Genomic DNA, 25,763 nt, shown 5'->3' on the forward strand with positions numbered 1-25,763 from the left:
ACGATGCTGAATCGAGACATAGTCCGCGAAGCAACCCGCCTCACGCGTGCCGGCCAACTGGTCGAGGCCACCGCGCTGCTGCAGCGCATGCTCCAGGGCGGTAGCGCTCCAAGACCGGAGTCGCGCAGCGCCTCTCAGGCTCCGCGCTCGCGGCTCGATCCGCTTGCCATCGACGCCACGGCCGAGCTTGTCGAGGAGCGGGAAGCTCCGCAGATTGCACCGGCCCGCTCTGCTCAGGGACGCAGACGCTCCTTATCGCTCGGCGGCATGCGAGATTTTTCCGGGCTCGGCCTGCGAAGTCCGATCACGCGCGCTCCTCTGTCGCCATCGGACATCGTGCCCGAGGGCACACGCTTCATCGCCGGTACCTTCAGTAACGGCGCGGGAAGCCGGACCTACAAGCTGTTCATCCCAAGCCGCTGCCAGGGACAACGGCTTCCCCTGATCATCATGCTTCACGGCTGCACCCAATCGCCGGACGATTTCGCGGCCGGCACCCGGATGAACTTCCTGGCAGAAGAGCAGAATTGCCTCGTGGCCTATCCTGAGCAGCCGAGCGGAGCCAACCAGTCGAAGTGCTGGAACTGGTTCCGCACGAGCGACCAGCGCCGCGGCGGGGGCGAGCCCTCGATGATCGCCGGCATTACCCGCCAGATCATGCGCGACCATTTGATCGATCCGAAGCGCGTATACGTCGCGGGTCTGTCGGCCGGCGGGGCCGCCGCCGCCATCATGGGCGCAACGTATAGCGACCTGTACGCGGCCGTCGGTATTCATTCAGGCCTCGCGTGCGGAGCCGCGAGCGATCTTCCCTCCGCGTTCGTCGCCATGCGGCAGGGAGGCGGCTCCAAGGCAATTGCGGACGGCAAGACTTCTGTACCGACCATCGTTTTCCATGGCGATCGCGACACAACGGTGCATCCAAAGAATGGCGATCAGATTATCGAGCAGTCCGCCAGGGCAACGAGGCCGGCGATGAAGGTGCTTCACGGACGCGTCCCCCACGGCCATGCCTATACTCGCACCGTCCTGATCGACGGCGCCGGTCGGGCGATTTCCGAACACTGGAACATCGATGGCGCCGGACACGCGTGGTCTGGCGGCAGCCCTGCCGGGTCCTACACTGATCCGCAAGGACCGGATGCGACGAGGGAAATGCTGCGCTTCTTCCTCGAGCATTCGCTCGGTGAGTAGTCTGGCTTCACAGGGCGCTCAGAGAGCGCGCGTGCGATTTATCTCAGGTTATTCGACCAACAGTGCACGGGCTTGGAACGCCACGTCACAAAGCTTGTTGTCCTTGCAGAAATGACCGTTTTGGTCGCACCCCCATTTTCTTGGAGCGTCAGATGAGCAAACGCAAAGCGGCGACAGCGGCAAAGCGTGCCCGCAACCCGAAAATGGCCGCGCGGGCCCAACGGAACAAGCAGGCCATTGTTAGAAGCCCGAAAGAGAATTCACTTCACCCTGCTGCGGCAGACTCGGTCGAATCGCCTCTTCATGATGATCCTAAGCACCAGGTTCCCGTCATTGAGCCTGAGGCGGATGCTTTAATAGATGATCGCAGCCAGAGAATGACAGATAGCGATCCAACGAAAGGCTTTGCTCTAGCGACAGCAAACATGCAGGCGCAACAAGCGAAGCTTCTTGAGATAGCCGGGGCCAACGCGCAATTTGCTGTTGAATTCGGCCTGAGACTTGCGACGATCAGGTCACCAATCGAATTTTTCAGCGTCATTACGGAGTTTACAAGCAGACGGGTCGATATGTTCGCGCAGCATTCGAAAGAACTGGCGGCATATCCGTTCTGGCGCATCAAGCCGCTCCGGGAAGTCACGGCTCTGCCGGGACGATAACTGCAGGCCGTACCCTGCGGCAAACGATGGACGCAAATGCGGATCACGCACGCGCCCATCAGGGTTGCTTGCTTTCGGCTGAGGAGGCCGGCTCACAACGAGGGAGCGGAATCAGCGCTGGCCATCTCGTGCAGCTGATCTGAGGTACCACCATCGCGAATATAGGTTGACACCTTTCGCAACTGAAGCCGCTCTCGACCGTCTCCGGTCAATTTTTGGCGGAGTGATTAGAAGGCCCAGCTTTGATCGGCTCTTCCACGGTCCTTGTCTAAGTCCTTGACCGTTCCGGCTTCAACTAGCTGCGGGTGAGGCAGGGGCAGATGTTCAGTTGTCGGTGTATCCGAGGTCCGCTGATGGCCCATCAGCGAAGCGGTGAGACCATTCATTGAGTTCGGTTGGTGGGGTAGAGCGGACTGACTTTGCTCACTCTAAGTTCTTCGCATTTTGACCCGAAGGCGACATCGACCAGACGTCTAATCGGCCCTTCAACTCACCTGTGTGCCCTTGTGTTATTGTATCCCTTTCGAGAACTTGATGGAGGGAAGGATGGACATTCGATCGAAATTGACGGCGCTGTGTGAAGCGTTCAACGCGCACGACTTGGATTCCATCATGGAGTTCTTTGCTGACGATTGTGTCTTGGAGATGCCGAGGGGAAGCAAGCCTTGGGGCTCCCGCTTCGAGGGCAAACGCAACGTACGAGACGGGCTCGCGACGCGCTTTGAAGGCTTACCGGATGTTCACTACGGCGACGCCGAGCATTTTGTGGATACGATGGCAAACACGGGCATTTCAAAATGGACGCTAACGGGCACTACAGGCGAAGGAAAAAAGATCGAGGTCCGAGGATGTGACTTTTACACTTTTCGCGCGGACGAGGTGATCCGCAAGGACTCGTATTGGAAGATTGTTGAAGGACCTTCGTCAGCCTAACGACGCACATGTCCGAATGTGGACCTTCGCAGACCCGAGCCGCGGATCAGGTGATGTCCGCTACCCTGAGGCAGAGCAGACCGTCTCCTATGGCCGCGCCGACTTCCGACTTTGACCCTTTGTCAACTGCGGTTCCCGTAACGGGTCGGCAATGGAGCTTGATGTGCGTCAAATCCCGACTTCAGGGCGGTGGTTTAATGAAGCAATTTTCAACCGATCTGTCTCAACCGGAGGAACGTCCATGATCACCAAGGATTTTCTTGCTGCGCTGGCGGTCGCTTCTCTCCTAGTTGCTCCCGCGATGGCTCAGACCGCAACGAAAGAGACTCAAAACAGCGGTCACCACTATCAGGGCGGGCCGAAGACCGAAGTGCCTCATCACATGGGCAAGAAGGAAACTACCGGAAAGGCCTCAAGCGGCCAGTCCGGCGGACATCACTACACCGGCGGACCAGCAACATCGACGCCGCATCACAAGGGCGACAAGAATTAAGCTGCCGGATGGCGTGGCGCACCGATGATTCGCCTGCTCTATAGGAGTAACTGGCATGACCAAGCTCCCTTATGTGCGAACTATGTTCGCAACATGCATGCTGTTTCAGGTGATCTATGTTCTTTGCGTGCTCCTCTGGTTGGCCTTCCCGGACTTGAAGGGCCATGAACTCCTGCCGATTGTCTTTCCCGGTTTCAAGATGATTGCGGTCGGCAGCTTCATCTACGGCCTTATCGCCAGCATGGTCTACGGGTGGGCCGTTGCGATCGTCTACGTCTTCTTCTTCAATCTTTGGCCGCAACTCGCGGCTGCTGTTATTGGACCGCGAGCGGTGCAACGCACCTAAAAACGGACGTCGGAGACCACTGACGACAATCTCGCCCGCCTGCGCTGACTGGTTAGCTCGAACCAAACGGCGTCGAGATGTCAGCCTTTGGCCCGTCTGCGACCTCGGAGGCCATCTGCTCTTCGGCCGATGCTGGCAGTCAACCGGACGTTAGGCGGACAGTCGATTAATGAGTGCATGCCCTAGTCAGCGGATACGGATCGTCGGGAGTGCCGGATGCATTCAGGGGCGCTCCAGTGGCAAGTAAGCCTTGTTTGCTCGTGAAGCTGCAAGCCGCCATCGAGACAGCACAGTCGCAACTGCGGCAGCAGAACCGAAACACTCTGCGCGCCGGGCAATCGGCCGGCGCGAGGAGCCGCTGCAAGCCTATCGCGCTTCGACCACTTCGCCGTCTTCCTTCACGAAGCGGCCGACGGGATTGTCCAGGAGATCAATCACGGCTTCCGACGGCCGGCACAAGCGCGTGCCCTTTGGCGTCACCACGACCGGACGGTTGATGAGAATGGGATGGGCGATCATGAAATCGAGGAGTTGGTCGTCGGTCCATTTGGGGTCGTCCAGGCCGAGCTCCTTGTACGGTGTTCCCTTCTCTCGCAGCAGCACGCGGACCGGAACGTCCATCGCCGCGATCAGCTCCTTGAGCTTGTCTCGCGACGGTGGCGTCTTGAGATATTCGATGACGACAGGCTCAGTGCCGCTCTGCCGGATCATCGCCAAGGTGTTTCGCGAGGTGCCGCAAGCGGGGTTGTGATAGATCGTGACGCTCATCGAAGTGTCTCCGTGACTGGCAGACCGGCATCCATCGCTGCCGCACCGCCGCCGGCAAATGATGAGTTCATTGGCGGGCCTCGGCAGCCGTCTGGACTTTACCCGCGCCCGCTTCGTACCAGCCCCGCGTGGCCTTGACGATGCGGACGACGGACAGCATCACCGGGACTTCGACGAGGACGCCGACCACGGTCGCCAGCGCCGCGCCGGAGTCCAAGCCGAACAGGCTGATCGCGGCGGCGACCGCCAGCTCGAAGAAGTTGCTCGCGCCGATGAGGGCAGCCGGAGCTGCGACGCACCAGGCCACGCCGAACCGCCGGCTCAGCCAATAGGCCAGGCCCGCATTGAGATAGACCTGCACAAGAATCGGGACGGCAAGGATCGCGATGACGCCGGGCTGTCTGACGATCTGCTCTCCCTGGAAGCCGAAGAGCAGCACCAATGTCGCGAGGAGCGCGACAAGCGAGAGAGGCTGCAGCATCCGCATGACGCGGTTGAAGCTGGCATCGCCGCCTCGCAGCAGCACCTTGCGCCACAGCTGAGCGACAATCACGGGAACAACAATGTAAAGCACAACGGACAGGAGCAGTGTGTCCCAGGGGACGCTGATCGAGGCCACTCCGAGCAGCAACCCCACGAGCGGCGCGAACAGGAAAACCATGATCACGTCGTTGAGTGCGACCTGGCTCAGAGTGTAGTGGGGCTCCCCTTCGCACAAATTGGACCATACGAACACCATCGCAGTGCAGGGGGCAGCCGCAAGCAGGATCAAGCCGGCGATGTAGGACGGGATCTGGTCGGACGGCAGCCACGGTGCGAAGACGTGACCGATGAAAAAAGAGCCCAGCAGCGCCATCGAGAACGGCTTCACGGCCCAATTGATGAAGAGCGTGACGCCGACGCCGCGCCAATGCTCCCGGACCTGGCCCAGCGAGCCGAAGTCGATCTTCAACAACATCGGCACGATCATGAGCCAGATCAGCATCGCGACCGGCAGGTTGACCTTGGCGACCTCAGCGGCTGCAACCGCGCTGAAGAAGCCGGGCATGACGTGCCCCAGCGCGACGCCGACCACGATGCAAAGCGCGACCCACAAGGTGAGGTATCGTTCGAAGATGCCCATCGTCACGCCACGTCGCTCTTGCCGGACGTCGCCCCCTCGGAGCGGCCGATTTCCCGGAGCTTGGTCCCCAGCGAAAGCCGGTCGATGCCGCTGAGGGGCAGGTTCACGAACGCGCCGATACGGTTCTTCAAGTAGCGGAAGGCCCGCGAGAAGGCCGCAAGTCTTTCAATCTCGGTGCCTTCGACGGCCGCAGGATCTTCGATGCCCCAATGCGCAGTCGTCGGTTGACCCGGCCAGACCGGACATGCTTCGCCGGCGGCGTTGTCACAGACGGTAAAGACGAAATCCATCACCGGCGCATCGGCGGCTGCGAATTCCAGCCAGCTCTTCGAGCGCATCCCGTCGATCGGGTAGTCCATGCTCTGCAATGTGCGCAGCGCCAGCGGATGTACGGCGCCTTTCGGCGTGCTCCCTGCGGAGAAGGACCGAAAGCGCCCGGCACCGTCCTTGCGAAGGATCGATTCCGCGAGCACGGACCGGGCTGAATTGCCCGTACAGAGGAACAGCACATTGTAGACGCGATCAGGCATGGACCTTCTTCCTTCGCTTGGGAGCGCAGCACGATTGCAGGCTCTCGACGACGGGTTCGCAAACTTCCGGCCGTCCGCCGCAGCAATCGCGCAGCATGAAGAGTGCGACGTCGCGAAATTCGCCGAGGTTGGCGCGGTAGACGATCGAGCGACTGTGTCGCTCGGAAGACACGAGGCGCGCGCGGCTCAAAATCGACAGATGCGCCGAGAGTGTGTTCTGGGGGACTTCCAGCAGGCGCGCGAGGTCGCCTGCCGCAAGACCGTCAGGCTCGTGTCTGACCAGGGTCCGGAACGCCTCAAGGCGGGTCGGTTGAGACAGCGCGGCGAGCGCCAGGACGGCTTCTTCTGTTTCCATATATCCAGATTTATGGAATCATGTGGGCCGCGTCAACCTGAAAAATCCGGTTACCGCCGAGCTTATATTTCGAATCTTCTAGAAATAGCGTTTGACAGCTGATGTTGCGCTGGTGCATCGTGGCCCCCATGAAGATCGATGACGCAGCAGCGCGTTTGGAAGCCCTGGGGAACCGGACCCGGCTTCAGATCTACCGCGCATTGGTCCGGGCCGGGCACGCGGGCATGCCGGTTGGCCGCTTGCAGGACAAGCTGAAGATCCCGGCGTCAACGCTGTCGCACCACATCAAGACCCTGGTCTCGGTCGGGCTGGTCAGTCAGATCAGGGAATCGACGACCCTGATCTGCCACGCCAATTTCGACGCCATGCGGGGCCTGGTCGACTTCCTTGTTGCGGAGTGCTGCGCGGACGAAGCCGGATGTAAGGACGCCCAGACGGCAGCCTGATTCATTTGGCCAATTATTCCATAATTCTAGAAGGATGGAGAATTCGCAATGGACAAGAAGACGGTAGCGATCATCGGGGCGGGGCCGGTCGGCCTCGCAGCCGCCGCGCATGTGCTCGAACGCGGCATGTCCCCCGTCGTGCTCGAAGCCGGACCCGAGGCCGCGCATGCGGTGCGGCAATGGCAGCACGTCCAGCTCTTCTCGCCGTGGGAATTCAATGTCGACAAGGCGTCGGCGCGCCTGCTCGCGCCGACGGGCTGGAATTCGCCGGACCCTCAGTCCTACCCGACCGGCGGCGAACTGATCGAGCGCTACCTCGCGCCGCTTGCAACGCGAACGAAGCTGCGCGAGACGATCCGCACGTCGAGCCGCGTCACGGCGATCAGCCGTGTCGGCTTCGACAAGGCGAAGACCAGGGGACGGGAGCAGGCGCCTTTCGAACTCCGTTATCAGAACGGCAAGGGTCCCGAGGTGCTGCGCGCCGACGCCGTCATCGACGTCTCAGGCACGTGGTTCTCGCCCAATCCTGCCGGCAGCAACGGTCTGCCCGCGATCGGCGAACGCGAGCGCACTGATCGCATCGCCTATGGCATGCCGGATGTGCGAGGCACAAATCGCGGCAGATATGCCGGCAAGACCGTGGCCGTGCTCGGTGCCGGCCACTCCGCGCTGGGCACGCTGATCGATCTCTCGCGGCTCGCCGAGGAGGTGCCCGGCACGCAGCCCGTCTGGCTGTTGCGCGGCGGCGATCCTGCAAAGGCCTTCGGCGGCGGCAGCAACGACAAGCTTGCCGCGCGCGGCGAGCTGGGCTCAACCTTCGCCGCGCTCGTGGCTGCCGGACGGATTCGAGTCGAGACCGACTTCGGTGTCACCCACATCTCGGACTTCGAAGGACGTCTCAGGATTTCGGCAGGTGCCTGCTGCGGCGCGCGGAGTGTGGTTGCGGATGAGCTGGTGGTGTCGACCGGCTTCCGTCCCGATCTCTCGTTCCTGTCCGAGCTGCGGCTTCGGCTCGACCCGGCGATCGAGGCGCCCGTCGCGCTCGCGCCGCTCATCGATCCCAACGAGCATAGCTGCGGAACGGTGCGGCCTCACGGCGCTCGCGAGCTGGCGCATGACGAGCCGGGGTTCTACCTCGCCGGCATGAAATCCTACGGCCGGGCGCCGACCTTCCTGATGACCACCGGATACGAGCAGGTCCGCTCGATCGTCGCCGACATCGCGGGCGACAAGGAGGCTGCGGCACGGGTCGAGCTCGTGCTGCCCGAGACCGGCGTCTGCACGCGAGCCGGCGTCGAGTCCGCCGGCGCAGCGGGATGCTGCGGCGGTCCGGCCAAGGCCGAACCCTCAGCCTGCTGTGCGGCCGATGAATCGGCCATGAAGGCAGGCGGCGCGGGATGCGGCTGCTCATGACGGGAGGCACTGCGAGCCCACTCGCTGTCGTCGTCGCGCTCGGCAGCGCCCAGACCATTGCCTGGGCGTCGAGTTACTATCTCCCTGCGATCCTGGCTGCGCCGATTGCGCACGATCTCGGCCTTGCGCCGACTTACCTGTTCGGCGCGCTGTCGGGAGCGCTCGTCATCTCCGGCCTGCTCGGCCCGAGAGTCGGGCATGCCATCGACACGTTTGGAGGGCGCAGCCTGCTTGCCGTCTCGAACCTCGTCTTCGCGGCAGGCCTGCTCCTGCTCTCCGTGTCCCATGGTGTGGCGCTGCTGATCACGGCCTGGATCCTGCTCGGGATCGGCATGGGCATGGGTCTCTATGAAGCTGCGTTCGCGACGCTTGCGCGCATCTACGGCGCCAATGCGCGAGGAACGATCACCGGCATCACCCTGATCGCCGGCTTCGCCAGCACCCTCGGCTGGCCTCTCACGACGTGGCTCGCTTCGGAGTACGGCTGGCGCGTTGCCTGCCAGGTATGGGCGGCGATCCATATCGGCGTTGCATTGCCGCTCAACCTTTCTCTGCCCCGTGCCGCTCCATTGGACCAGGACTCCCGGCCGGGCACCGGCACGACCCAACAATCCGGCGGCCAGAGCGAAACCTTCGCAATGATGCTGCTGGCGTACATCTTTGCGGCGGCAAGCTTCGTCAGCTCCGGAGTCTCGGCCATTCTGCCGACCATGCTGGTTGCGTTCGGCGCCACGCCGGCACAGGCGTTGTTCGCAGGAGCATTGGTCGGACCTGCGCAAGTCGGCGCCCGCCTTCTGGAGGCAGGATGGCTCAGCCGGTTTCATCCACTGCTGTCGGCAAGGCTCGCCATGCTCATGAATCCGATCGGCGTGCTTGCACTGGTCGCGGGCGGCCCTTGGCTCGCACCGGCCTTCACAGTGCTGTATGGCGCGGGCAACGGCATCATCACCATTGCCCGTGGTACGCTGCCATTGGCGTTGTTCGGGCCGGTGGGGTTCGGCAGGCGTGTCGGTGTGATCTCGCTGCCTTCGAGGGCAACAGGCGCCTTCGCGCCGCTTGCGCTGGGACTGATGGTGGAGCATTTCGGCAGCAGCGCACTCTGGATCAGCGCGCTGGCCTCGGTCTCCGCCTTCGTCGCGCTGCTGCTGCTTCGTGCAGATCGGACGACGTGAGCACCCACGAGATGGGAGGAGAGCATTCGTAGCTTGCGCGGCTGGCCGCTGATTGCGGCAATGTGCATCGGTCAGCTCGGCAATCTCCTGCCGCATGTGACGTTGTCCGCGAATCTGGCGCAGCACCTGATGCCGGCGTGGGGGTTGTCCGCCGCGGAAGGCGGGCTGATGGCGAGCGGCTACGCCTTCGGCTACATGCTGGCGGTTCCCGTGCTCACGACCCTGACCGATCGCATCGATGCACGACTCGTGCTCCTGGGCGGCTCTGTCGTCAGCGGAGTTGCGACCGTCGCGTTTGGAATTTTCGCGCAAGGGTTCTGGTCAGGGACCATCATCTGGTCGCTCGCGGGTCTGGGTTTTGCCGGTGCCTACATGCCAGGGCTCAAGGCACTGACGGACCGGTTGCCCGCAGGCGACACCTCGCGAGCTGTGACGCTGTACACGTCGAGCTTCTCGGTCGGCGTCGGCCTGTCCTTCCTGATCGCGCAAGTCCTCGCCGATCGCTGGGGGTGGCGGACGGCATTCTACGTGACGGGTATCGGGCCGATTGCGATGGTGGTCGCGTGTCTTGCGATCGAGGGCCGCCGCCCCACTCCCAGAGCAGGACGCCTGCTGAACTTTGCGCCCGTTTTCGCCAACCGCGAGGCGCTCGGCTATATCTTCGGCTACGGCGCTCACTGCTTCGAACTCTATGGTATTCGCACCTGGCTGGTCGGATTCTGGACCTTCGTCGTTGCGCATCAAGGCGCGCCCTCATGGCTCTCTCCCGTCCTGATGAGCTTCTGCTTCGCGGTGATCTCGATGCCGGCCAGTATCCTCGGCAATGAGGCCGCCCTGAAATTCGGGCGGCATCGTGCGATCACGGTGGTGATGATCGCTTCGGCCTGCGTTGCGCTCGTCATCGGCCTCAACGCGACGGCTCCGGCATGGGCGCTGGCGTTGCTGCTGATGATCTATGGCCTGACGGTGCCGGCGGATTCAGGCGCGCTGACGGCGGGCATGTCGGCCGCGGCTGTTTCCGAGCATCGCGGGGCGACCTTGGCCCTGCATTCGACGGTCGGCTTCGGCCTGTCCGCGATTGGAGCGTGGGGAACCGGGGCTGCGCTCGATGCTGCTGGCGGTCCGCAGAGTGCGAAGGGCTGGTTGCTCGTCTTCATCGTGCTCGCGGCCGGAATTGCGTTGGGCCCGCTCGCGTTGCTGTGGGCGCGCATGACTTCGTCCGAGAAGCATCTATCGAGGTCAAGATAGCGAACCCGGGAGGTCGCTGCTCGGTCGGGGTGATCGCGGTGACAGGTGCCGAACCCGCGGTCACGAATGCTTGACCCGGATCAAAGAATGCTTTCGGCAGCGGGATATGTTACAAGCGCTGCGGTTCCAGAAAGTATCCAAACAGTAAAAGCAGATTGATGCGGATCGTCCGTACCGTCCTGGCACTCGCAATCGCCATATCCTTGGCGATGCTGCCGGCTGGCGTGTCCGCGTCTGGCCTCGCCGTGTCGTCGGACGACATGCACGCGGCCATGGTCATGAGCGGCGACGACGCTATGTCGATGGACGATTGTTGTCCCGACATGAAGGGAACGGGCTCCGACACCGGCGCGTACAAATGCGGGATGGGCTTCTGCTGCGTCGGCGGCACCGTCGCGCTTGCAGACATCCGTCCGCTGGCCTTCGAATTTCTTGCCGTAGCGGCAGGGAAAACCGCCATTCCCGCCGACCAGGTCGTCTCCTTGCTCGGCGGCAGCCCTCCCTTCCGGCCTCCTCGAATCTGATCTCGCCAAGCCAACGACGCGTGCAGCACGCCTGCGCGCGACGATGACTGACGTGCGCGCTTCATGCGTCACGGTCGAGATCAATTCATGAGGACAAGACGATGCTTTCCAAGTTCAGCACCGCGGCTGTTGCCGCCACCCTTTCGCTCGCCGCTTCGGTCGCGATGGCGGGCGCAGGCGATTACGCTTTCGAGCCGGTCAATCCCGAGATGAAGAAGGGCGACGACGTCACGCTCGCCATTCGCCTGACCAACAGGCAGACCGGCAAGCCGGTTGCGGATGCCGTTATCTTCAGGACGCGCGTGGACATGGCGCCGGACGGCATGGCCGAGATGGAGTCGGCGGTCGCGCCACTGCCGTCCCAGGAGCCGGGCGTTTATGCCTTCAAGACCGACCTGCCGATGGCCGGCCGCTACCAGGTCACGCTCTCGGCGAAGGTGCAGGGCGAGCCTGAGACGGTCACCGGCAAGGTCATCGTCAAGGCGACGAAGTGAGCCTTCGGGCGCCGCCGGACGGCGCCCGAACTTCTCTTTCCCGTTTACATGGACGCGCGCCCGAGGCGCGCGGTATCTGGCGATGAACACGCAGCGTCTTCTCACCGCACTCGCGCTCACCTGCAGCCTGGCCCTGGGCGCTTCCTGGCTCATGAACGACGGGCGCTCGTCCGTCCATGCCGAGGTCGCCTCGGCTACGGCAGGCGGTGCCCGAACTCCGCTCTATTACCGCGATCCGAGCGGAGCGCCGCTTTGGTCGGCCGGGCCCAGGAAGGACGAGCGGGGGCGGGACTATCTGCCGGTCTACGACGACGAACAGGCCGCCCCGGCGGCGCTAAAGCCGCAGCAGGCGACCTCGCCACGAAAGATCCTCTACTATCGCAACCCCATGGGGTTGCCCGACACCTCGCCGGTGCCGAAGCAGGACCCGATGGGGATGAACTATGTCCCCGTTTACGAAGGCGACGACGTCGACGACGGGACGGTGAAGCTGTCGCCTGGCAAGATCCAGCGCAGCGGCGTGAAGTCCGAGCCGGTGGCGCGGCGGTCGATCCGGGTCCTGGTGAAGGCGCCCGGCACGATTCAGCTGGACGAACGCCGCGTCTCGGTGATCGCGATGCGCGCCGAAAGCTTCGTGCAGAGGATCGCGGACGTCACCACCGGCACCCGCGTGAAGGCGGGCCAGCCGTTGATGGAGATCTACAGCTCGGCGGTCGCGTCTGCGGCGGCCGAATACCTCGCGACGATCACCTCGAAGACGGTCGGCGGCGTCGAGTCGTACGGCCGCGGCTCGCGGCAGCGGCTGGTCAATCTCGACGTCCCCGAGCAGGTGATCGCCGAGATGGAGAAGACGCGCGTCGCGCCCGTCACCATCCATTGGACGGCGCCGCGCGACGGAATCGTGCTCGAGCGCAACGCGATCGAAGGCATGCGTGCCAATCCCGGCGATGTGTTGTTCCGCATCGCGGACATCTCGCTGGTCTGGGCGCTGGTCGACGTCGCCGAGCGCGATCTCGGCAACATCGCGGTGGGGCAGTCCGTTGCGGTGCGCGCGCGAAGCTTTCCCGGCCGCGCGTTCACCGGCAGGATTGCCGTGATCTATCCGCAGGTGAACCGCGAGACCCGGACGGTTCGCGTCCGGATCGAGCTCGCCAATCCCGACGCGGTGCTGCTGCCGGACATGTATGTCGATGCCGACATCGACACGGCAGATGGCGCGCCCGTCCTGGCGATACAGGATAGCTCGGTGCTCGACACCGGCACACGCCAGGCCGTTCTCGTCGACAAGGGGGACGGGCGTTTCGAGCCGCGCGAGGTGAAGCTCGGCCGGCGCGGCGGCGGCTACATCGAGGTGCGGGACGGACTTGCGGACGGCGAAGCCGTGGTGACCTCCGCCAACTTCCTGATCGATGCGGAGAGCAATCTGAAGGCCGCGCTCAAAGGCTTCGCCGAGGCTGCTCCTCGGGCTTCCGACGCGGGCCATGCGGCGGGAGAGCACAAATGATCGCCCGCATCATCGCCTGGTCGGCGCGCAATCTGCTGCTGGTGCTGTTCGGCACCGGCTTTGCGGCCGCCGCCGGCCTCTACGCGCTGCTTCATCTGCCGCTGGATGCGATCCCCGACCTCTCGGACACGCAGGTCATCGTCTACACCGAATATCCCGGCCAGGCGCCGCAGGTGATCGAGGACCAGGTCACCTATCCCTTGACGACGGCGATGCTGACCGTGCCGAAATCGAAGGTGGTGCGCGGCTTCTCCTTCTTCGGCGTGTCGTTCGTCTACGTCATCTTCGAGGACGGCACCGACATCTACTGGGCACGCTCGCGCGTCATGGAGTTCCTGAACGGCGCGTCGTCCAGGCTTCCCGGCGGCGTCACCCCGACCATCGGGCCCGACGCGACCGGCGTCGGCTGGGTCTACCAATACGCCGTGATGTCGAGGGAATTGAACCTCGCCGACACCCGCACGATCCAAGACTGGAATCTGAAGTTCGCGCTGGCCAAGGCCGAAGGTGTCGCCGAGGTCGCCAGCATCGGCGGCTTCGTCAAGCAATACAACGTGGTGCTGGATCCGCAGCGGATGCGCGATCGCGGCATCAGCATGCAGAAGATCCGGGAGGCGATCCGCGCCAGCAACGCCGATGTCGGCGGGCGCACGGTCGAGCTGTCGGAGTTCGAATACGTCATTCGCGGCAAGGGTTACATCAGGAACATCAACGATCTCGGCAACATCGTCCTGAAGACGAGCAACGGCACGCCGGTGCTGCTTCGGGACGTCGCCAGTGTCGAGCTCGGGCCGGACGAGCGGCGCGGCATCGGCGAGCTGAACGGCGAAGGCGAGGTCGCAAGCGGCATCGTGCTGCAGCGCTTCGGCGTCAACGCCCTCGACGTGATCGAGAACGTCAAGAAGCGATTCGAGGAGATCGCGAGCAGCCTGCCGAAATCTGTCGAGATCGTCCCGGTCTACGATCGCTCCAACCTGATCTACGCGGCCATCGATACGCTCAAGCACACGCTGGTCGAGGAGAGCATCGTCGTCGCGCTCGTCTGTATCGTGTTCCTGCTCCATGTCCGCAGCGCGCTGGTCGCGATCCTGATGCTGCCGGTCGGCGTGCTGATGGCGTTCGGCGCCATGAAGCTGCTGGGCCTGGGATCGAACATCATGAGCCTGGGGGGCATCGCGATCGCGATCGGTGCCATGGTGGATGCCGCGATCGTCATGATCGAGAACGCCCACAAGCACCTCGAGCGCGCCGAGCCCGGTCAGTCGCGCGTCCAGATCCTGATCGACGCGGCGTCCGAGGTCGGTCCTGCGCTGTTCTTCAGCCTGCTGATCATCACCGTCTCCTTCATGCCGATCTTCACGCTGGAATCGCAGGAAGGGCGGCTGTTCAGTCCGCTGGCGTTCACGAAGACCTTCGCGATGGCTGCTGCGGCCCTGCTGTCCGTCACCCTGGTGCCGGCGCTGATGGTGATCTTCGTCCGCGGCAGGATCGTGCCGGAGCACAGGAATTTCATCAACCGCTTCCTGATCTGGATCTACCGGCCGGTCATCAAGGGCGTGCTGCGTGCCAAGACGCTAGTGATCCTGGCCTCGATCGTCGTGCTCGCCGTCACGATCTGGCCGGCCCGGCAGCTCGGCACCGAGTTCATGCCGACGCTGAACGAGGGCACGCTGCTCTACATGCCGACGACGCTACCCGGCATCTCGGTCACCAAGGCGGCCGAACTGATGCAGACGCAGGACCGCATCATCAAGTCGTTCCCGGAGGTCGCGTCCGTCTACGGCAAGGCGGGACGGGCGGCGACTGCGACCGATCCGGCGCCGACCGAGATGTTCGAGACCATCGTCAACCTGAAGCCGAAGGAGCAGTGGCGTCCCGGCGTCACGGTCGACAGCCTGGTCGCGGAGATGGACAAGGCGCTGCAGTTTCCGGGCGTCTCCAACGCCTGGACCATGCCGATCAAGGCCCGCATCGACATGCTGTCCACCGGCATCCGCACGCCTGTTGGCGTCAAGGTGATGGGCACCGATCTTGTCGAGATCGATCGGCTGGCGAAGCAGGTCGAACGGGTGATCAAGGCCGTCCCGGGCACGTCCTCGGCTTACGCCGAGCGCGGCATCGGCGGGTACTATCTCGAGATCGTCCCGGATCGCGAGGCGCTCGCCCGCTATGGCATCCTGATCCAGGACGTTCAGGACACCATCGCGGCCGCGCTGGGCGGCCAGACGGTCACGACGACCGTCGAAGGCCGGCAGCGGTTCACGGTGAACATGCGCTATCCGCGCGACCTGCGCGACAATCCTAAAGTCATCGCCAGCGATATCCTGGTGCCGATGCCGGCGGGCGGCGCGGTGCCGCTCGGCGAGGTCGCGAAGGTCGAGCCGGCGCGGGGGCCGACCTCGATCCGGACCGAGAACGGCCAGCTCGCGACCTACGTCTACGTCGACATCCGCGATCGCGACATCGGCAGCTACGTCGCCGACGCCCAACGCGCGGTGACGGACAGCATCCAGTTTCCGCCCGGATACTACGTGGTCTGGAGCGGTCAGTACGAATATTTGCAGCGCGCCGCCGCCCGCCTGAAGATCGTCGTTCCGGTAACGCTCACGATCATCTTCCTGCTGCTGTACCTGAACTTCAGGGCCATGACCGAGACGCTCATCGTCATGCTGTCGCTGCCCTTCGCGCTGGTCGGCGGCATCTGGATGATGTGGTGGCTCGGCTTCAACCTGTCGGTCGCCGTCGCGGTCGGCTTCATTGCGCTCGCCGGTGTCGCCGCCGAGACCGGCGTGGTGATGCTGATCTACCTCGAGCACGCGCTGGCAGAGCTGAAGGCGAGGCGCGGCGCCGAGGGCAGGGCCTTCACCCGGCGCGATCTCCACGAGGCCATCATGGAGGGCGCCGTCGAGCGCGTCCGTCCCAAGATGATGACGGTGGTCGCCATCATGGCGGGCCTGCTGCCGATCATGTGGAGCACCGGCACAGGCTCGGAGATCATGCAGCGCATCGCGGTGCCGATGATCGGCGGGATGACGTCGTCGACGCTGCTGACGTTGATCGTGATCCCGGCGCTCTTCGGGCTGGTCAAGGGCTTCCACCTGCCTCCCGAGTCCGAGGACAAGGGACAAACGACCGAAATGTCAAAGCCGATCAGTCCGAGATTGCGGGTGCTGCAGTCTGCCGAATGAGGTGAGTCATGATGAACGGCTGTCAGGAATGGTGGGGCGATGGAATTGATCACCGCATTGGTCGTCATCGCGCTAATATTGGGGACGGCGCTGGCATGAGAGGCGAACGTGCGGCGGTGATCTTTGCCGCACCTGAAGAGATCAGCAGGACCGTCGAGCGGCGATGCCAGGAGATGCGCGCATGGGCTTCTACAACGACGTCATTCTGCCACGGCTTTGCGACCTTGCGATGCGGAGCAAGGAACTTGCGCCCTACCGGCAACGCGCGACCCGTGCGGCTCAGGGCCGGGTACTCGAGATCGGCGTCGGGTCCGGCCGCAACCTGCCGTTCTACGGGCCTACGGTGACGCAGCTTGTGGGGCTCGAACCCGCTCCAAAGCTTCTCGAGATGGCGCGGCACGCGCCACATCCGGAAACTCCAGTTGATCTCGTTGAAGCTTCGGCCGAGGCGATTCCGATCGAGGACCGCAGCATCGACACGGTCCTGACGACCTGGACCATGTGCAGCATTCCGGACGTCGATCGCGCGATGACGGAGGCGCGGCGTGTGCTGAAACCGGGAGGGAAGCTGGTCTTCGTCGAGCATGGCCGCGCGCCCGAGCCGCGCGTGCGCTGGTGGCAGGATCGCCTGACCCCCGCATGGATGCGCATCTCGGGCGGTTGTCATCTCAACCGGGACATTTCTGACGTCTTGACCCGGAACGGCTTTCGCATCGACGAGATGCGCACCGGCTATATGAACGGGCTGAAGCCCATGACGTTTATGTACGAGGGCCAGGCGAGCCCCCGTTGATGCCTGCGACGCTCCGGCCTTGAGATCCAGCGATGAAGAAAGGAATCCGAAGATGAGGGAACGCGGACATGTGATCACCCGTCGGTCGCTTGCAGGGCTGATGGCGGCGGCAGCGGCGGCAGTCCTGGCCAGGCCTGCCGTCGCGGCGCAGGCCGGAGAAACGACCGTCACGGTGCATAGGGATCCGAGCTGCGGCTGTTGCGCGGGCTGGGTGCAGCATCTCCGGGACGCAGGGTTTATCGTCCAGGTGGAGGAGACCGCCGATCTCGACGCGGTTCGGAACCGTCTCGGCATCCCCTCGGACCTGGCCGCGTGTCACACGGCAGAGGTCGCTGGTTATCTCATCGAGGGGCACGTGCCGGCCGCAGCCGTGCGGCGCCTCCTCTCGGAGCGTCCCATTGCGAACGGGCTCGCCGTGCCGGGCATGCCGGTTGGATCGCCCGGGATGGAAGGCGGCAAGCCGGAGCCTTACACGGTCGTGCTGTTCGGTGCCGATGGTCAAAGGCCATTCATGCGCTTTATCGGCTCGCAGGTGATCGGTTGAGAGCCCCTTGATCAGAGAGCGCTCCCAGCCTACGCCGTCATGGAAACCGAGATCGCCACCTGCCGAAGGTCGCGCGTAGATCATGGACGATGTTGCCGTTTACGCCATCGCCGAGTCATGATTGGTTGACGTCCTGCAACATGGGTGGAAAGTCATGAAGATCGTCGTTTTGATCATCGCCTTGCTCGCGCCGGCTGCCGCTTGGGCGCAGACACCGTACGCCGGCATGCAGTCCCGCCACATCAAGGCGCTCTCGGACCAGCAGATCGGCGATCTGCGGGCGGGGCGCGGCATGGGGCTCGCACTCGCGGCCGAGCTCAATGGATATCCCGGGCCCTCCCACGTGCTCGAACTCGCGGACCAATTGGGATTGAACCTGGAGCAGCGGAGCAAGGTCGAGGAGATGTTTTCCGAGATGAAGGCCGAGACCACTCCCATCGGCAGCAGATTGATCGAGAAGGAGGCGGATCTGGATCGGCAGTTCGCCAGCCGCACGATCACCGACGAGAGTCTGGGATCCGCGACCGCGGCGATCGCGAAGACGCAGGGAGAGCTGCGGCAAGCCCATCTCAAATATCACTTGCGTACCGCGGCGGTTCTCGATCAGGCGCAATTGGCAAGATATGCCGAGCTGCGCGGGTACACGTCCGACGGCGCGGCGCAACGCCATCGCCACCATCGATGAGCTGGCGCACGAGCCGAGCGTCGCCAATCCCTGGATGACGCCAAAAGAGCCGGTGTCATCTTCCGCCGCTACGGCTGTGGAGGATAGCGGTCGAACGCCGGCAGTTCGTGCGCATGCTCCATCCAGCGCAGCCGCTCGGCGACCTGGATCTGCATCGTCGCCGGCACGGCCTCGGGATCGTCGTAGGTCGCGCTCTGGATGTCGATCATCCCGGGCAGCATGCTGGCATTGACATAGAACAGACCGGTGCCGCAGTCGCCGCAGAAGTGCCTTCGGCCATGTTCCGAGGAGCGGTACACCTTCGGCTCGCCCTTGGTCACCTTGACGGCATCGTCCGCGTACATCGTCCAGCCGACGACTGGCGCGCCGGCGTGAAGCCGGCAATCGCGGCAGTGGCACAGCGCATGCACGATCGCGTCACCCTCGACCTCATAACGGATTGCGCCGCAGTGACAGCCGCCGGTGATGGTGTTCATGCGTTCCTCCGATCGAGACGATTTTTTGAATCGATAGCCATCGAGACGTGCGGCTTCAACAGCGCAAGCGATTTGAAGTTGCGTCCTACTGTCGCGTGACAGCTGCTGCCATCGTGCGCTGATGCGAGATCGGTTCCGGAGAATGGGCGCGGTCGTTCCGCGCGAGAGCGACAACGCCGCGCTTCCGAGGATCGTCAACAGTCACGATCGGGTCGAGGACGAGGACCGCGGTTGCAGAGGCCATTGAGCGCGGGCAGGGCACGCACTCAAGGGACCGCGCTAAAGCATGATCCGGAAAAGTGCGCCGCGGTTTTCCGAAAAGATCATGCTCAAACAACAACCTAAGGCGCGATGACGATTCGTCCTGATCTCATCGCGCTTTAGCGCAGCTTGGCCGCCACGTTGAACCACAGCGTCGCATTGTAGAGGTCGGCCGTCGCCTGATCCGGCGTGACGGACGGCGCTGCGCGATGATCGATCACCAGCAGATGGGGACCGGGCTTGGCGATGGGAACGGTCGCCACGCCTTCGGCGTCCGTCCTGAATTTTGGAATGTCCTTCTCCGCAACGACCGTCTTGCCGTCGCCACGTTCGACCTCCGCCTCGGTGAGAGGCTTGCCGCGAAACAGCACCTTGACCTTGAGCGTCTCACCTGGCCTCGCCTTGGCTGGATCGGTGAGCGGCACGAGCTCGAGGTCGTGTCCGAGCACCTCCTGCCACGGCGCGTCAACCCCCGTGATCGCCTTTGCGAACTTTCCGGACCAGAAGCTCTCGGCGGCGTCAGGCACCAGCCGCCGGGTGGCGTTGCGATAGAGGCCGTCTGTCGTCTTGACCCAGAATCCGTTGTCGTAACGCGCCGCGAGCAGCGTATGCCCGGCATCGTCGAACGGTTTTGTTCGTGCGATCTGGATGCCGTTGTCCGATGCGCCCGCAAGTCCGTCGAGCAGCGAGCTGCGGCCCTTCGGCGTCACCATGATGAGGTCCACGACCTTGTCCGCGAAAGCCGGCGGCCGGTCGTCCGGATGACCGTAGTTGACGATGGCGCGGCGTGCGGTGACCGGCCCCGAGAACGTGAGCCAGACATCATGCGCCGAAGCGGAGGCTATCGACCCGAGAACGAGTCCGGTCGCGAGCAGCGTGTGGGCGAGACGAGGGAAGGTATGGCTCATTTGGTCACCAGCTTTGGAGTTGTCCCGGCCATCACGGTCGGGAAACGATACGAAACGCCCGCAAGCACGGCGATTGTCGGCTGCGCGCTGACGAAGATGTCGGAGGTTCTTGCGCCGACGGGATCGCCGAAATTGATGGCGATTTCGCTGAGGCGATCACCGGGATACCAGGTCGCTTGCGTGAACGCGGTCCACCCCTCGGGCCAGGAATAGGCGAGCTTGCCGGTCACGCGGGAGTAGGGTGAGGTCGTGATGAGCCCGTCCTGCGTCAGATTCTTCTTGCCGACGAAGGTCACATAGGCCGAACCGGACAGGACTTGCGCATTGACCGTCGCGACGTTGAAGTCAACGCCGACATTGGCGACGTAGCTCGGCACGTTCGGGACGAAGTAGGAGGGCGCCGCGTCGACGAGGCGAGCCGAGACGCCGCCATAGTTGGCGAATAGCGAGACGTTGTTGACGGGATCCTTGATCACGAACCAGCGGGCATCGACGTCGTATCCGTTGCGCTGGGCTTTACCCAGGAACGTCACGGGCAGACCGGGCGCCGCCTGAAACGCTTCGTTGGCCGAGTCCGTCGTCCAATAGCTCGCGAGCAGTCTGAAGCGATCGAACGTGAACTGGACGCCGCCCTCGCGGCTGACGATCCTGAATGGCTGAATGCCGGGATTGCCGATCAGCTCCGCGGGCACGTCGATGCTGCGGAAACCCTCGCCGTAATTGGCGAACAGCTCCAGCCATTGGAGTGGCGCGATGGCGACGCCGGCCTTTGGGCTTGCAATGCCGTTCGAAATGTTCGGCGTGCCGCCGGGCGTGATGCGGTCGTTGATGTCGTAGTAGAACTGGTCGTAACGCCCGCCGGCCGTGAACTTGAGCCATGGCAGCGGTTTGACCTGGACCTGACCGAAGCCGGCGATGTTCGTCTCGGTCAATCCGACATTGACTACGGCCGGGCCGGAGACCGCGCGTGCGATGGTCGGCGCCTGGAACGCCTCGATGAAATCGGTGCGCCAGTTGCTGCCGAGCAGGACCTGCACAGGGATGTCGTCGCCGATGGCTCCGCTCCAGACCTTGCTGACACGGCCGCCGGCCATTGTGCGGTCCTCGTGCTGCACGCGCTGGCCGCCACCGAAATCCGCGAATCGGTTCGAGAACTGGTGGCTGATGAACAGGGTGCCTTTCAGCTCCTGGTCCTGTGCGCCGGAGCTATAGTTGATGACGAGGTTTTCGAGCTGCTTGTTGCCGCCGTCGGTCGGATTGGTCGCCGAGCGTTCGGAGACCGTTCCGGCGGCAATGGCGTCGCGACTGGCATAGCCGGGCGAGCCATATTCGGTGCCGTAGGCCTGTGCACGGAACGACACGGTGGCGCCGTCCGGAAGCGTCGTCGTGACCTTGTTGAAAGAGTTGTAGCGGTTGATGAAGCTGTTATCGCGATAGCCGTCGGTGTGATAGCCCTCGAATGCCAGATAGGGCAGCCACGCGCCCTGCGTCGTGCTGTAGGTCGCAACGCCCCGCGCCGTGCCTTGCGTGCCTCCGGAGACGCCGACGCTGGCAAAGGGTTCGGCCTGCTTGGTCGTGATGTTGACCGAGCCGCCCATATTGGAGTCGCCGTACTCGACGGAAAACGGCCCGCGCACGATCTCGATGCTCTTGACGGTTTCCGGAAACAGCACGTTGAGGTCGGCATAGTTCGGCGTGTGCAGCGAGGAGACCTCGTTGAGCGGAACGCCGTCGATGTAATAGGCGATGTCGCGGCCGTGCTCGGATTCGGTATAGCCTCGCAGCGAAAGCCCGTAGCCGATCCCGCCCTGGCCATAGTTGGACACATTGAAGCCGGGGAGCGAGCGGAACAGGTCGCCATAGGTTGCGACCGCCAGCCGGCTGATTGCCGGTGCGTCCATCACCGTCACCGCCGCCGGCAGCGCGGTCACCGCGCTCGACACGTCGGCTCGTCCCGGCGTCGCGCCGGAGGAGAGGCCCGCGCTCGATTGCTGCTGCGATGAAGGCCGCGATTGCTGCGCCCGGCGTGCGGCGCTTGTCCTTGCCGAAGGCTCTGCGTGCCGTACGCGTCTGGGGGCCGCCTCGGGCGCCGCGACCGTAACCGGCGGCAAGGACCCGGCCGCAGATCCCGCCGGTGCCGTCTGGGCGTGAACTGAGTCTTCGGCCGAAGCGCCTGATAACGCGATGCCGGCCAGAACCAGGCGCCAGGAAATTCTACGCAACTTAGCCCCCCGCTGTCACATCGGCGGCCGCGCGACGGTCTCCGGCAAGCGATGTGATGTTTCGTATGAGGGATCATACATTAGTATGACGACTTGAGTCGATCGTCATACTTGCATGAGCAAGTTGCGGGCCAATCACAGGGGGGCGTGGACGCGTGCGGCGGGAAAGCTGACGGGATTCAGGGTGTTGCGTGTTTGGACGTCGGGTGTTCGCAGCGCATCGGCGCCTCACGAAAGCGGTGTCTGTGGAAAGACGCTGTCCACCCCTGGAAACCGCCGCGACAGCGTGACCGGTTGATGGCCCACCATGGCACTTTGCCCCAGGGCCTGCTGCAGAAATCCGAGTTGCTCCAGATTCCCGATCAGTCGGCGCAGTCGGCAGCGGCAGTGACAGCGCATTGGCGATTTCCGCGACCGGACGGAGGCTTCGCGCAACGGACGATCGACGGCCCCGGTCCGCCACGCGGCGATTTCGAATATATCGTCGCGTGGCATCTGGTCCGGTCAGAAGCTGACGCTGAGCCGCGCGTTGAACGAGCGGCCGGGTCCCCTGACGTTGTAGCCGTAGGCGGCCGAAGACCCCATCATCGAGACGACCTTGTAGTCGACCAGATCGGCGCCACCCAATGGCAGGTAGTAGTTCTGGTTGAACAGATTGTCGATGCCGAGGTCCAGCCGGACGTGCTGCCACTGGTAACCCGTACGCAAATTGAGCAGCGCATACGCCGGTGTCGTGAGCTCATTGTGAACCTGGCTGACCTGATCCTTCGAGCCGACGAGTTGCAGTTCGATGCTGTTGGTCCAGCCGCCAAGGAGATGGTCGAGCGCGAGTTTCGCGTTGATCGGCATTATGTGATAGAGGTCAACGCCATCGGTTCGTTGACCTCGAACATAGCCGATCAGGCCGCGCACCTGCCCCTGACCATAGATTGGATTGTCCCATACGGTCAGCCGCCCCTCGACATTGATGCCATAGAGCGTCGCGTCGTGATTGGCGAACTGCAGGTACACAAAGCCGGTGTTCGCCGTCAGGTTCGCGGGGTTGCTCGCAAGGCAGCTTGCAGTCGAGCAGCGATCGACATCGATGTAATCGTGCACATAGCTGGCATAGGGCGTGAGCTTCACGCCCCAGACCCGTTGCGCAGGATCGTGCCAGCCCGCAGTGAAGCTGACGGTGTGAGCTTTCTCCGGCCTGAGGTCCAGATTTCCGACATAGCCGTTGCCGTCGCCGAACCAGCCGATCATCTTCATCGCCATCGCATTGGTGGACCAGGCGTAGCGTTCGTAGAGATTGGGCGAGCGCGTCTTGCGGGCGAAGCCGAATTCGTACTGGCTCATGTCGTTCGGCTCGTAGCGGAGGAGGGCGGAGCCGTCGACATGAACGTCGGTGCGGGCACGGTCGAGCGCGTTGAAGGCAGCCGCATCCGCGCCGTAGCTCATCGCATTGTAGCCCTGCACGTTGCCGGTGTTCATCCACACCACGTCGTTGCGTAGGCCGACGATCGAGGTCCACTGCCGGTCCCAATGGCGTTCCCATTCGACGAACGCGCCGACGCGGTCGCGCGTGCCGCCGTTGATGTTGATGAACGTGTTCGGGCTCATCATCATCGATCCCGCCACCGGATTCCACCAGTCGTCGAGCCGGTTGAGCGCCAGCTCGTTGCCGATGCGGAGCAAGTCATGACCGGAGACGGCTACTGTTGCCTTCATCGAATAGCCGGCGTCGAGACCTTTCGTGTCCATCGGCATCTCGCCGATCTTGTCGGGGGCGATGAATCCCATGGTGTGCCGGATCTGGTGCGCGAAGGCGCTGGCTTCAAACTTGCCCCAGTCGAACACGCCCTCGTAACGGCCGTTTGCATACAGGCCGCGGTTATAGACCATGTCCATGTACTGGTTGACATAGCCCTGGTACGGAATGAACTGACCGCCAATCTGGAAGGTAAAGAGATTGCCGAACGTCTGCTTCGAGATGCTGATGGCATGGTTCTGCGTCTCGTAGAGCGTCGACTTGACCGTCGTTCCGTCGCCGGCCTTGTAGTTGCCCGAGCGGACCCAGCCGCCCGTGTAGGTGACGCTCGTGTCGTGGTTGGCCAGGGTTGCAGTTGCATCGACGCCATAGGCGTTGCCGTTGCTGCGGAAGAAGCTCGAAAGCTGGGTGCTGGCCACCCAGCCGGCCTGTGCCGGCGCGAAAGCCGGCGGCGCAGTGGTGACGTCGATACGGCTGCCGATGTAGTCGCCGCCGACCGACACCGGTCCGACGCCGAGATAGGCCCGCATCTTCGCAATCATCGCCGGATTGACGAACGACAGCGGCGGATTCATCTCGTTCGGACAGGCGGGGCTGATCAGCATCGAGTTGACGGCGACTTGCAGCCGGTCGGCCCCAAATCCGTTGATGGCGGGCAGGCTCGAGACGCCGCCGGCACCCCATGCCGCGCCGCCCGGCAGGTCAGTGACGAGAGAGGCGGAGTCGCTCGACGACAGGCCGCGATCGAAACCCGCCCTTGGCGGCAGGCTGGCGGATGCGGGCACTGAACTCGGACTCTGATCTGCCGCAGAGATATCTCCGCTCCGTGCTGCCGCGGGCGGGGCGGCCGTGACGACGCCTCGCGGCTTTCGTTTGCGTTGTTGCGGAGAATTGACCGTTACGGGCGGCAGCCGCTCCGCCGATTGCGCGGAGGCCGTTGTGGCGAAAGGCGGAAGCAGCGAGGTCGCACAAAGCAGGGCAGGCGAGATGAGTGCCGTCGTCGCGGCCAGGAAGGACCGGCGCAGGCTGGTTGATGTGTTCGACATGAGCGTTTCTATGTGAGGCCAGTGATCACGCTGGCGCATGAGGGAAGCGGGGCGCGCGCTGGCGGCCCTGCCGATGATGTCGGGAATGAGCGATGGCCAGGCCCGCTCGAGCTCCGCGCGCACGCCCCGCCGCTGGGGCAGGCATGCGATCAGAGCCGGGAGCGCGAATGTTCGCGCCGGCCTGGGGGCAACATCAGGTCAGAGCGGGTGGTCCACGCGACAAATGGTCGAAAGATCGCGCGTAGGCGATGATCCGCTGCCGAAACGAGTAGACCGCACTTGCCGTGAGCGGAATGCGATCGGTCAACGTGGGTTGAGGCGGCGGCAGAGCGCCGGAGACGTGGTGTCCCACGCAGAGCGGGCAGTGTACGCTCGTCTTCTTGCCGTGCTTGTCCGCATCGGTTCGCGCGGCATCTCCGTTGTCGCTGCCGATGCAGAGCTCTTGAGCCGCCGCGCCGGCGAGAGGGGAGATGCTGGCAACCAGCATGCTCGACAGGATGACGTTGAAAACCAGGGCGTAGGCTGCAACAAAGGCAGCGCCCCAGCCGATCCGTCGCTTGTAAGCGAACCCCGTCATTCACCTGCCCCCTGCGGCACAGGTATCACAGCGGAAGACCGAGTCAAACGCGCACAGCCCGCATCAGGCCGAGCATCTCGTTGTGTTGCTCGGCTACCACCCGGGCGGTGG

At 63.7% G+C, this 25,763-nt stretch carries 25 protein-coding genes; 16 read left to right on the forward strand and 9 right to left on the reverse strand.

Annotated elements, in window-relative coordinates; genetic code table 11:
* Positions 1–3: 3 nt before the first annotated feature.
* From ABIA42_RS07580 to ABIA42_RS07600, 5 genes are all read left to right on the forward strand, one after another.
* Positions 4–1,194 (forward strand): PHB depolymerase family esterase, encoded by a 1,191-nt coding sequence (locus ABIA42_RS07580; protein ID WP_370114510.1) that lies wholly within the window; start codon positions 4–6, stop codon positions 1,192–1,194.
* A gap of 152 nt (positions 1,195–1,346) precedes the next feature.
* Entirely contained in the window at positions 1,347–1,853 is a 507-nt protein-coding gene (locus ABIA42_RS07585; protein WP_370114508.1) for a Phasin protein, read from the forward strand.
* A gap of 546 nt (positions 1,854–2,399) precedes the next feature.
* On the forward strand, positions 2,400–2,786 hold the full coding sequence (locus tag ABIA42_RS07590) for a nuclear transport factor 2 family protein (protein ID WP_036035076.1): 387 nt from the start codon (positions 2,400–2,402) through the stop codon (positions 2,784–2,786).
* 241 nt (positions 2,787–3,027) lie between these two features.
* A complete protein-coding gene (locus ABIA42_RS07595) occupies positions 3,028–3,279 on the forward strand; it encodes a hypothetical protein (RefSeq protein ID WP_370114504.1) in 252 nt (83 codons plus the stop codon).
* A 55-nt stretch (positions 3,280–3,334) separates the two neighbouring features.
* Positions 3,335–3,625 carry a hypothetical protein gene (locus ABIA42_RS07600; protein WP_370114502.1) on the forward strand — a complete coding sequence of 97 codons (291 nt, stop codon included), beginning with the start codon at positions 3,335–3,337 and terminating at the stop codon, positions 3,623–3,625.
* Between the two features lie 366 nt (positions 3,626–3,991).
* Here ABIA42_RS07600 and arsC read toward each other — a convergent pair whose 3' ends face one another.
* The 4 genes from arsC to ABIA42_RS07620 all read right to left on the reverse strand — a co-directional run bounded on the left by arsC (position 3,992) and on the right by ABIA42_RS07620 (position 6,401).
* Entirely contained in the window at positions 3,992–4,393 is a 402-nt protein-coding gene (gene arsC, locus ABIA42_RS07605; protein ID WP_370114500.1) for an arsenate reductase (glutaredoxin), read from the reverse strand.
* A gap of 67 nt (positions 4,394–4,460) precedes the next feature.
* Positions 4,461–5,516, reverse strand: coding sequence for an ACR3 family arsenite efflux transporter (arsB, locus tag ABIA42_RS07610; protein WP_370123613.1), 1,056 nt, complete (start codon positions 5,514–5,516; stop codon positions 4,461–4,463).
* 2 nt (positions 5,517–5,518) lie between these two features.
* Positions 5,519–6,046: an arsenate reductase ArsC gene (locus ABIA42_RS07615; protein WP_370114498.1), complete on the reverse strand. Its 528-nt coding sequence runs from the start codon at positions 6,044–6,046 to the stop codon at positions 5,519–5,521.
* Positions 6,039–6,401: a helix-turn-helix transcriptional regulator gene (locus ABIA42_RS07620; protein ID WP_271528529.1), complete on the reverse strand. Its 363-nt coding sequence runs from the start codon at positions 6,399–6,401 to the stop codon at positions 6,039–6,041. The genes ABIA42_RS07615 and ABIA42_RS07620 overlap by 8 nt, the downstream gene beginning before the upstream one ends.
* A 128-nt stretch (positions 6,402–6,529) precedes the next feature.
* Between ABIA42_RS07620 and ABIA42_RS07625 the strand changes: the two genes are divergently transcribed.
* From ABIA42_RS07625 to ABIA42_RS07675, 11 genes are all read left to right on the forward strand, one after another.
* Complete coding sequence (locus ABIA42_RS07625; RefSeq protein WP_100230259.1) at positions 6,530–6,847, forward strand: helix-turn-helix transcriptional regulator; 318 nt, start codon at positions 6,530–6,532, stop codon at positions 6,845–6,847.
* Positions 6,848–6,895: 48 nt separating this feature from the next.
* Positions 6,896–8,260 carry an NAD(P)-binding domain-containing protein gene (locus ABIA42_RS07630; protein ID WP_370114496.1) on the forward strand — a complete coding sequence of 455 codons (1,365 nt, stop codon included), beginning with the start codon at positions 6,896–6,898 and terminating at the stop codon, positions 8,258–8,260.
* A complete protein-coding gene (locus ABIA42_RS07635) occupies positions 8,245–9,432 on the forward strand; it encodes an MFS transporter (RefSeq protein WP_370114494.1) in 1,188 nt (395 codons plus the stop codon). Before ABIA42_RS07630 ends, ABIA42_RS07635 begins: the two co-directional genes overlap by 16 nt.
* A 60-nt stretch (positions 9,433–9,492) precedes the next feature.
* Positions 9,493–10,680, forward strand: a complete 1,188-nt coding sequence (locus tag ABIA42_RS07640; RefSeq protein WP_370123610.1) for an MFS transporter — start codon at positions 9,493–9,495, stop codon at positions 10,678–10,680.
* A gap of 158 nt (positions 10,681–10,838) precedes the next feature.
* Positions 10,839–11,204, forward strand: coding sequence for a hypothetical protein (locus ABIA42_RS07645; protein WP_271528526.1), 366 nt, complete (start codon positions 10,839–10,841; stop codon positions 11,202–11,204).
* Positions 11,205–11,305: 101 nt separating this feature from the next.
* A complete protein-coding gene (locus ABIA42_RS07650; RefSeq protein WP_370114492.1) occupies positions 11,306–11,698 on the forward strand; it encodes a FixH family protein in 393 nt (130 codons plus the stop codon).
* An 82-nt stretch (positions 11,699–11,780) separates the two neighbouring features.
* On the forward strand, positions 11,781–13,202 hold the full coding sequence (locus ABIA42_RS07655) for an efflux RND transporter periplasmic adaptor subunit (RefSeq protein ID WP_370114490.1): 1,422 nt from the start codon (positions 11,781–11,783) through the stop codon (positions 13,200–13,202).
* Positions 13,199–16,390, forward strand: coding sequence for an efflux RND transporter permease subunit (locus ABIA42_RS07660; RefSeq protein WP_370114488.1), 3,192 nt, complete (start codon positions 13,199–13,201; stop codon positions 16,388–16,390). Before ABIA42_RS07655 ends, ABIA42_RS07660 begins: the two co-directional genes overlap by 4 nt.
* A gap of 181 nt (positions 16,391–16,571) precedes the next feature.
* The gene (locus tag ABIA42_RS07665) at positions 16,572–17,183 is read left to right on the forward strand and encodes a class I SAM-dependent methyltransferase (RefSeq protein ID WP_370114486.1); all 612 of its coding nucleotides are present in this window, start codon (positions 16,572–16,574) and stop codon (positions 17,181–17,183) included.
* Between the two features lie 52 nt (positions 17,184–17,235).
* Positions 17,236–17,727 carry a DUF411 domain-containing protein gene (locus tag ABIA42_RS07670; protein ID WP_370114484.1) on the forward strand — a complete coding sequence of 164 codons (492 nt, stop codon included), beginning with the start codon at positions 17,236–17,238 and terminating at the stop codon, positions 17,725–17,727.
* Between the two features lie 154 nt (positions 17,728–17,881).
* The gene (locus tag ABIA42_RS07675) at positions 17,882–18,412 is read left to right on the forward strand and encodes a Spy/CpxP family protein refolding chaperone (protein WP_370114483.1); all 531 of its coding nucleotides are present in this window, start codon (positions 17,882–17,884) and stop codon (positions 18,410–18,412) included.
* 68 nt (positions 18,413–18,480) lie between these two features.
* Here ABIA42_RS07675 and ABIA42_RS07680 read toward each other — a convergent pair whose 3' ends face one another.
* From ABIA42_RS07680 to ABIA42_RS07700, 5 genes are all read right to left on the reverse strand, one after another.
* A complete protein-coding gene (locus ABIA42_RS07680) occupies positions 18,481–18,888 on the reverse strand; it encodes a GFA family protein (RefSeq protein ID WP_370114481.1) in 408 nt (135 codons plus the stop codon).
* Positions 18,889–19,268: 380 nt separating this feature from the next.
* Positions 19,269–20,057: a DUF4198 domain-containing protein gene (locus ABIA42_RS07685; RefSeq protein ID WP_370114479.1), complete on the reverse strand. Its 789-nt coding sequence runs from the start codon at positions 20,055–20,057 to the stop codon at positions 19,269–19,271.
* Positions 20,054–22,000, reverse strand: coding sequence for a TonB-dependent receptor (locus ABIA42_RS07690; protein WP_370114477.1), 1,947 nt, complete (start codon positions 21,998–22,000; stop codon positions 20,054–20,056). The genes ABIA42_RS07685 and ABIA42_RS07690 overlap by 4 nt, the downstream gene beginning before the upstream one ends.
* Positions 22,001–22,783: 783 nt before the next feature.
* Positions 22,784–24,814, reverse strand: a complete 2,031-nt coding sequence (locus tag ABIA42_RS07695) for a TonB-dependent receptor (protein ID WP_370114475.1) — start codon at positions 24,812–24,814, stop codon at positions 22,784–22,786.
* Between the two features lie 454 nt (positions 24,815–25,268).
* A complete protein-coding gene (locus ABIA42_RS07700) occupies positions 25,269–25,652 on the reverse strand; it encodes a DUF2946 family protein (protein ID WP_271528515.1) in 384 nt (127 codons plus the stop codon).
* Positions 25,653–25,763 lie beyond the last annotated feature (111 nt).

The sequence above is a fragment of the Bradyrhizobium sp. USDA 327 genome, assembly GCF_041262065.1.
GTDB lineage: Bacteria > Pseudomonadota > Alphaproteobacteria > Rhizobiales > Xanthobacteraceae > Bradyrhizobium > Bradyrhizobium liaoningense.

Excerpts from the sequence above, each read along its gene's own strand:
- ABIA42_RS07580 (WP_370114510.1), top strand. The coding sequence starts at position 4 with ATGCTGAATCGAGACATAGTCCGCGAAGCAACCCGCCTCACGCGTGCC.
- ABIA42_RS07585 (WP_370114508.1), top strand. The coding sequence starts at position 1,347 with ATGAGCAAACGCAAAGCGGCGACAGCGGCAAAGCGTGCCCGCAACCCG.
- ABIA42_RS07590 (WP_036035076.1), top strand. The coding sequence starts at position 2,400 with ATGGACATTCGATCGAAATTGACGGCGCTGTGTGAAGCGTTCAACGCG.
- ABIA42_RS07595 (WP_370114504.1), top strand. The coding sequence starts at position 3,028 with ATGATCACCAAGGATTTTCTTGCTGCGCTGGCGGTCGCTTCTCTCCTA.
- ABIA42_RS07600 (WP_370114502.1), top strand. The coding sequence starts at position 3,335 with ATGACCAAGCTCCCTTATGTGCGAACTATGTTCGCAACATGCATGCTG.
- arsC (WP_370114500.1), bottom strand. The coding sequence starts at position 4,393 with ATGAGCGTCACGATCTATCACAACCCCGCTTGCGGCACCTCGCGAAAC.
- arsB (WP_370123613.1), bottom strand. The coding sequence starts at position 5,516 with ATGGGCATCTTCGAACGATACCTCACCTTGTGGGTCGCGCTTTGCATC.
- ABIA42_RS07615 (WP_370114498.1), bottom strand. The coding sequence starts at position 6,046 with ATGCCTGATCGCGTCTACAATGTGCTGTTCCTCTGTACGGGCAATTCA.
- ABIA42_RS07620 (WP_271528529.1), bottom strand. The coding sequence starts at position 6,401 with ATGGAAACAGAAGAAGCCGTCCTGGCGCTCGCCGCGCTGTCTCAACCG.
- ABIA42_RS07625 (WP_100230259.1), top strand. The coding sequence starts at position 6,530 with ATGAAGATCGATGACGCAGCAGCGCGTTTGGAAGCCCTGGGGAACCGG.
- ABIA42_RS07630 (WP_370114496.1), top strand. The coding sequence starts at position 6,896 with ATGGACAAGAAGACGGTAGCGATCATCGGGGCGGGGCCGGTCGGCCTC.
- ABIA42_RS07635 (WP_370114494.1), top strand. The coding sequence starts at position 8,245 with ATGCGGCTGCTCATGACGGGAGGCACTGCGAGCCCACTCGCTGTCGTC.
- ABIA42_RS07640 (WP_370123610.1), top strand. The coding sequence starts at position 9,493 with ATGTGCATCGGTCAGCTCGGCAATCTCCTGCCGCATGTGACGTTGTCC.
- ABIA42_RS07645 (WP_271528526.1), top strand. The coding sequence starts at position 10,839 with ATGCGGATCGTCCGTACCGTCCTGGCACTCGCAATCGCCATATCCTTG.
- ABIA42_RS07650 (WP_370114492.1), top strand. The coding sequence starts at position 11,306 with ATGCTTTCCAAGTTCAGCACCGCGGCTGTTGCCGCCACCCTTTCGCTC.
- ABIA42_RS07655 (WP_370114490.1), top strand. The coding sequence starts at position 11,781 with ATGAACACGCAGCGTCTTCTCACCGCACTCGCGCTCACCTGCAGCCTG.
- ABIA42_RS07660 (WP_370114488.1), top strand. The coding sequence starts at position 13,199 with ATGATCGCCCGCATCATCGCCTGGTCGGCGCGCAATCTGCTGCTGGTG.
- ABIA42_RS07665 (WP_370114486.1), top strand. The coding sequence starts at position 16,572 with ATGGGCTTCTACAACGACGTCATTCTGCCACGGCTTTGCGACCTTGCG.
- ABIA42_RS07670 (WP_370114484.1), top strand. The coding sequence starts at position 17,236 with ATGAGGGAACGCGGACATGTGATCACCCGTCGGTCGCTTGCAGGGCTG.
- ABIA42_RS07675 (WP_370114483.1), top strand. The coding sequence starts at position 17,882 with ATGAAGATCGTCGTTTTGATCATCGCCTTGCTCGCGCCGGCTGCCGCT.
- ABIA42_RS07680 (WP_370114481.1), bottom strand. The coding sequence starts at position 18,888 with ATGAACACCATCACCGGCGGCTGTCACTGCGGCGCAATCCGTTATGAG.
- ABIA42_RS07685 (WP_370114479.1), bottom strand. The coding sequence starts at position 20,057 with ATGAGCCATACCTTCCCTCGTCTCGCCCACACGCTGCTCGCGACCGGA.
- ABIA42_RS07700 (WP_271528515.1), bottom strand. The coding sequence starts at position 25,652 with ATGACGGGGTTCGCTTACAAGCGACGGATCGGCTGGGGCGCTGCCTTT.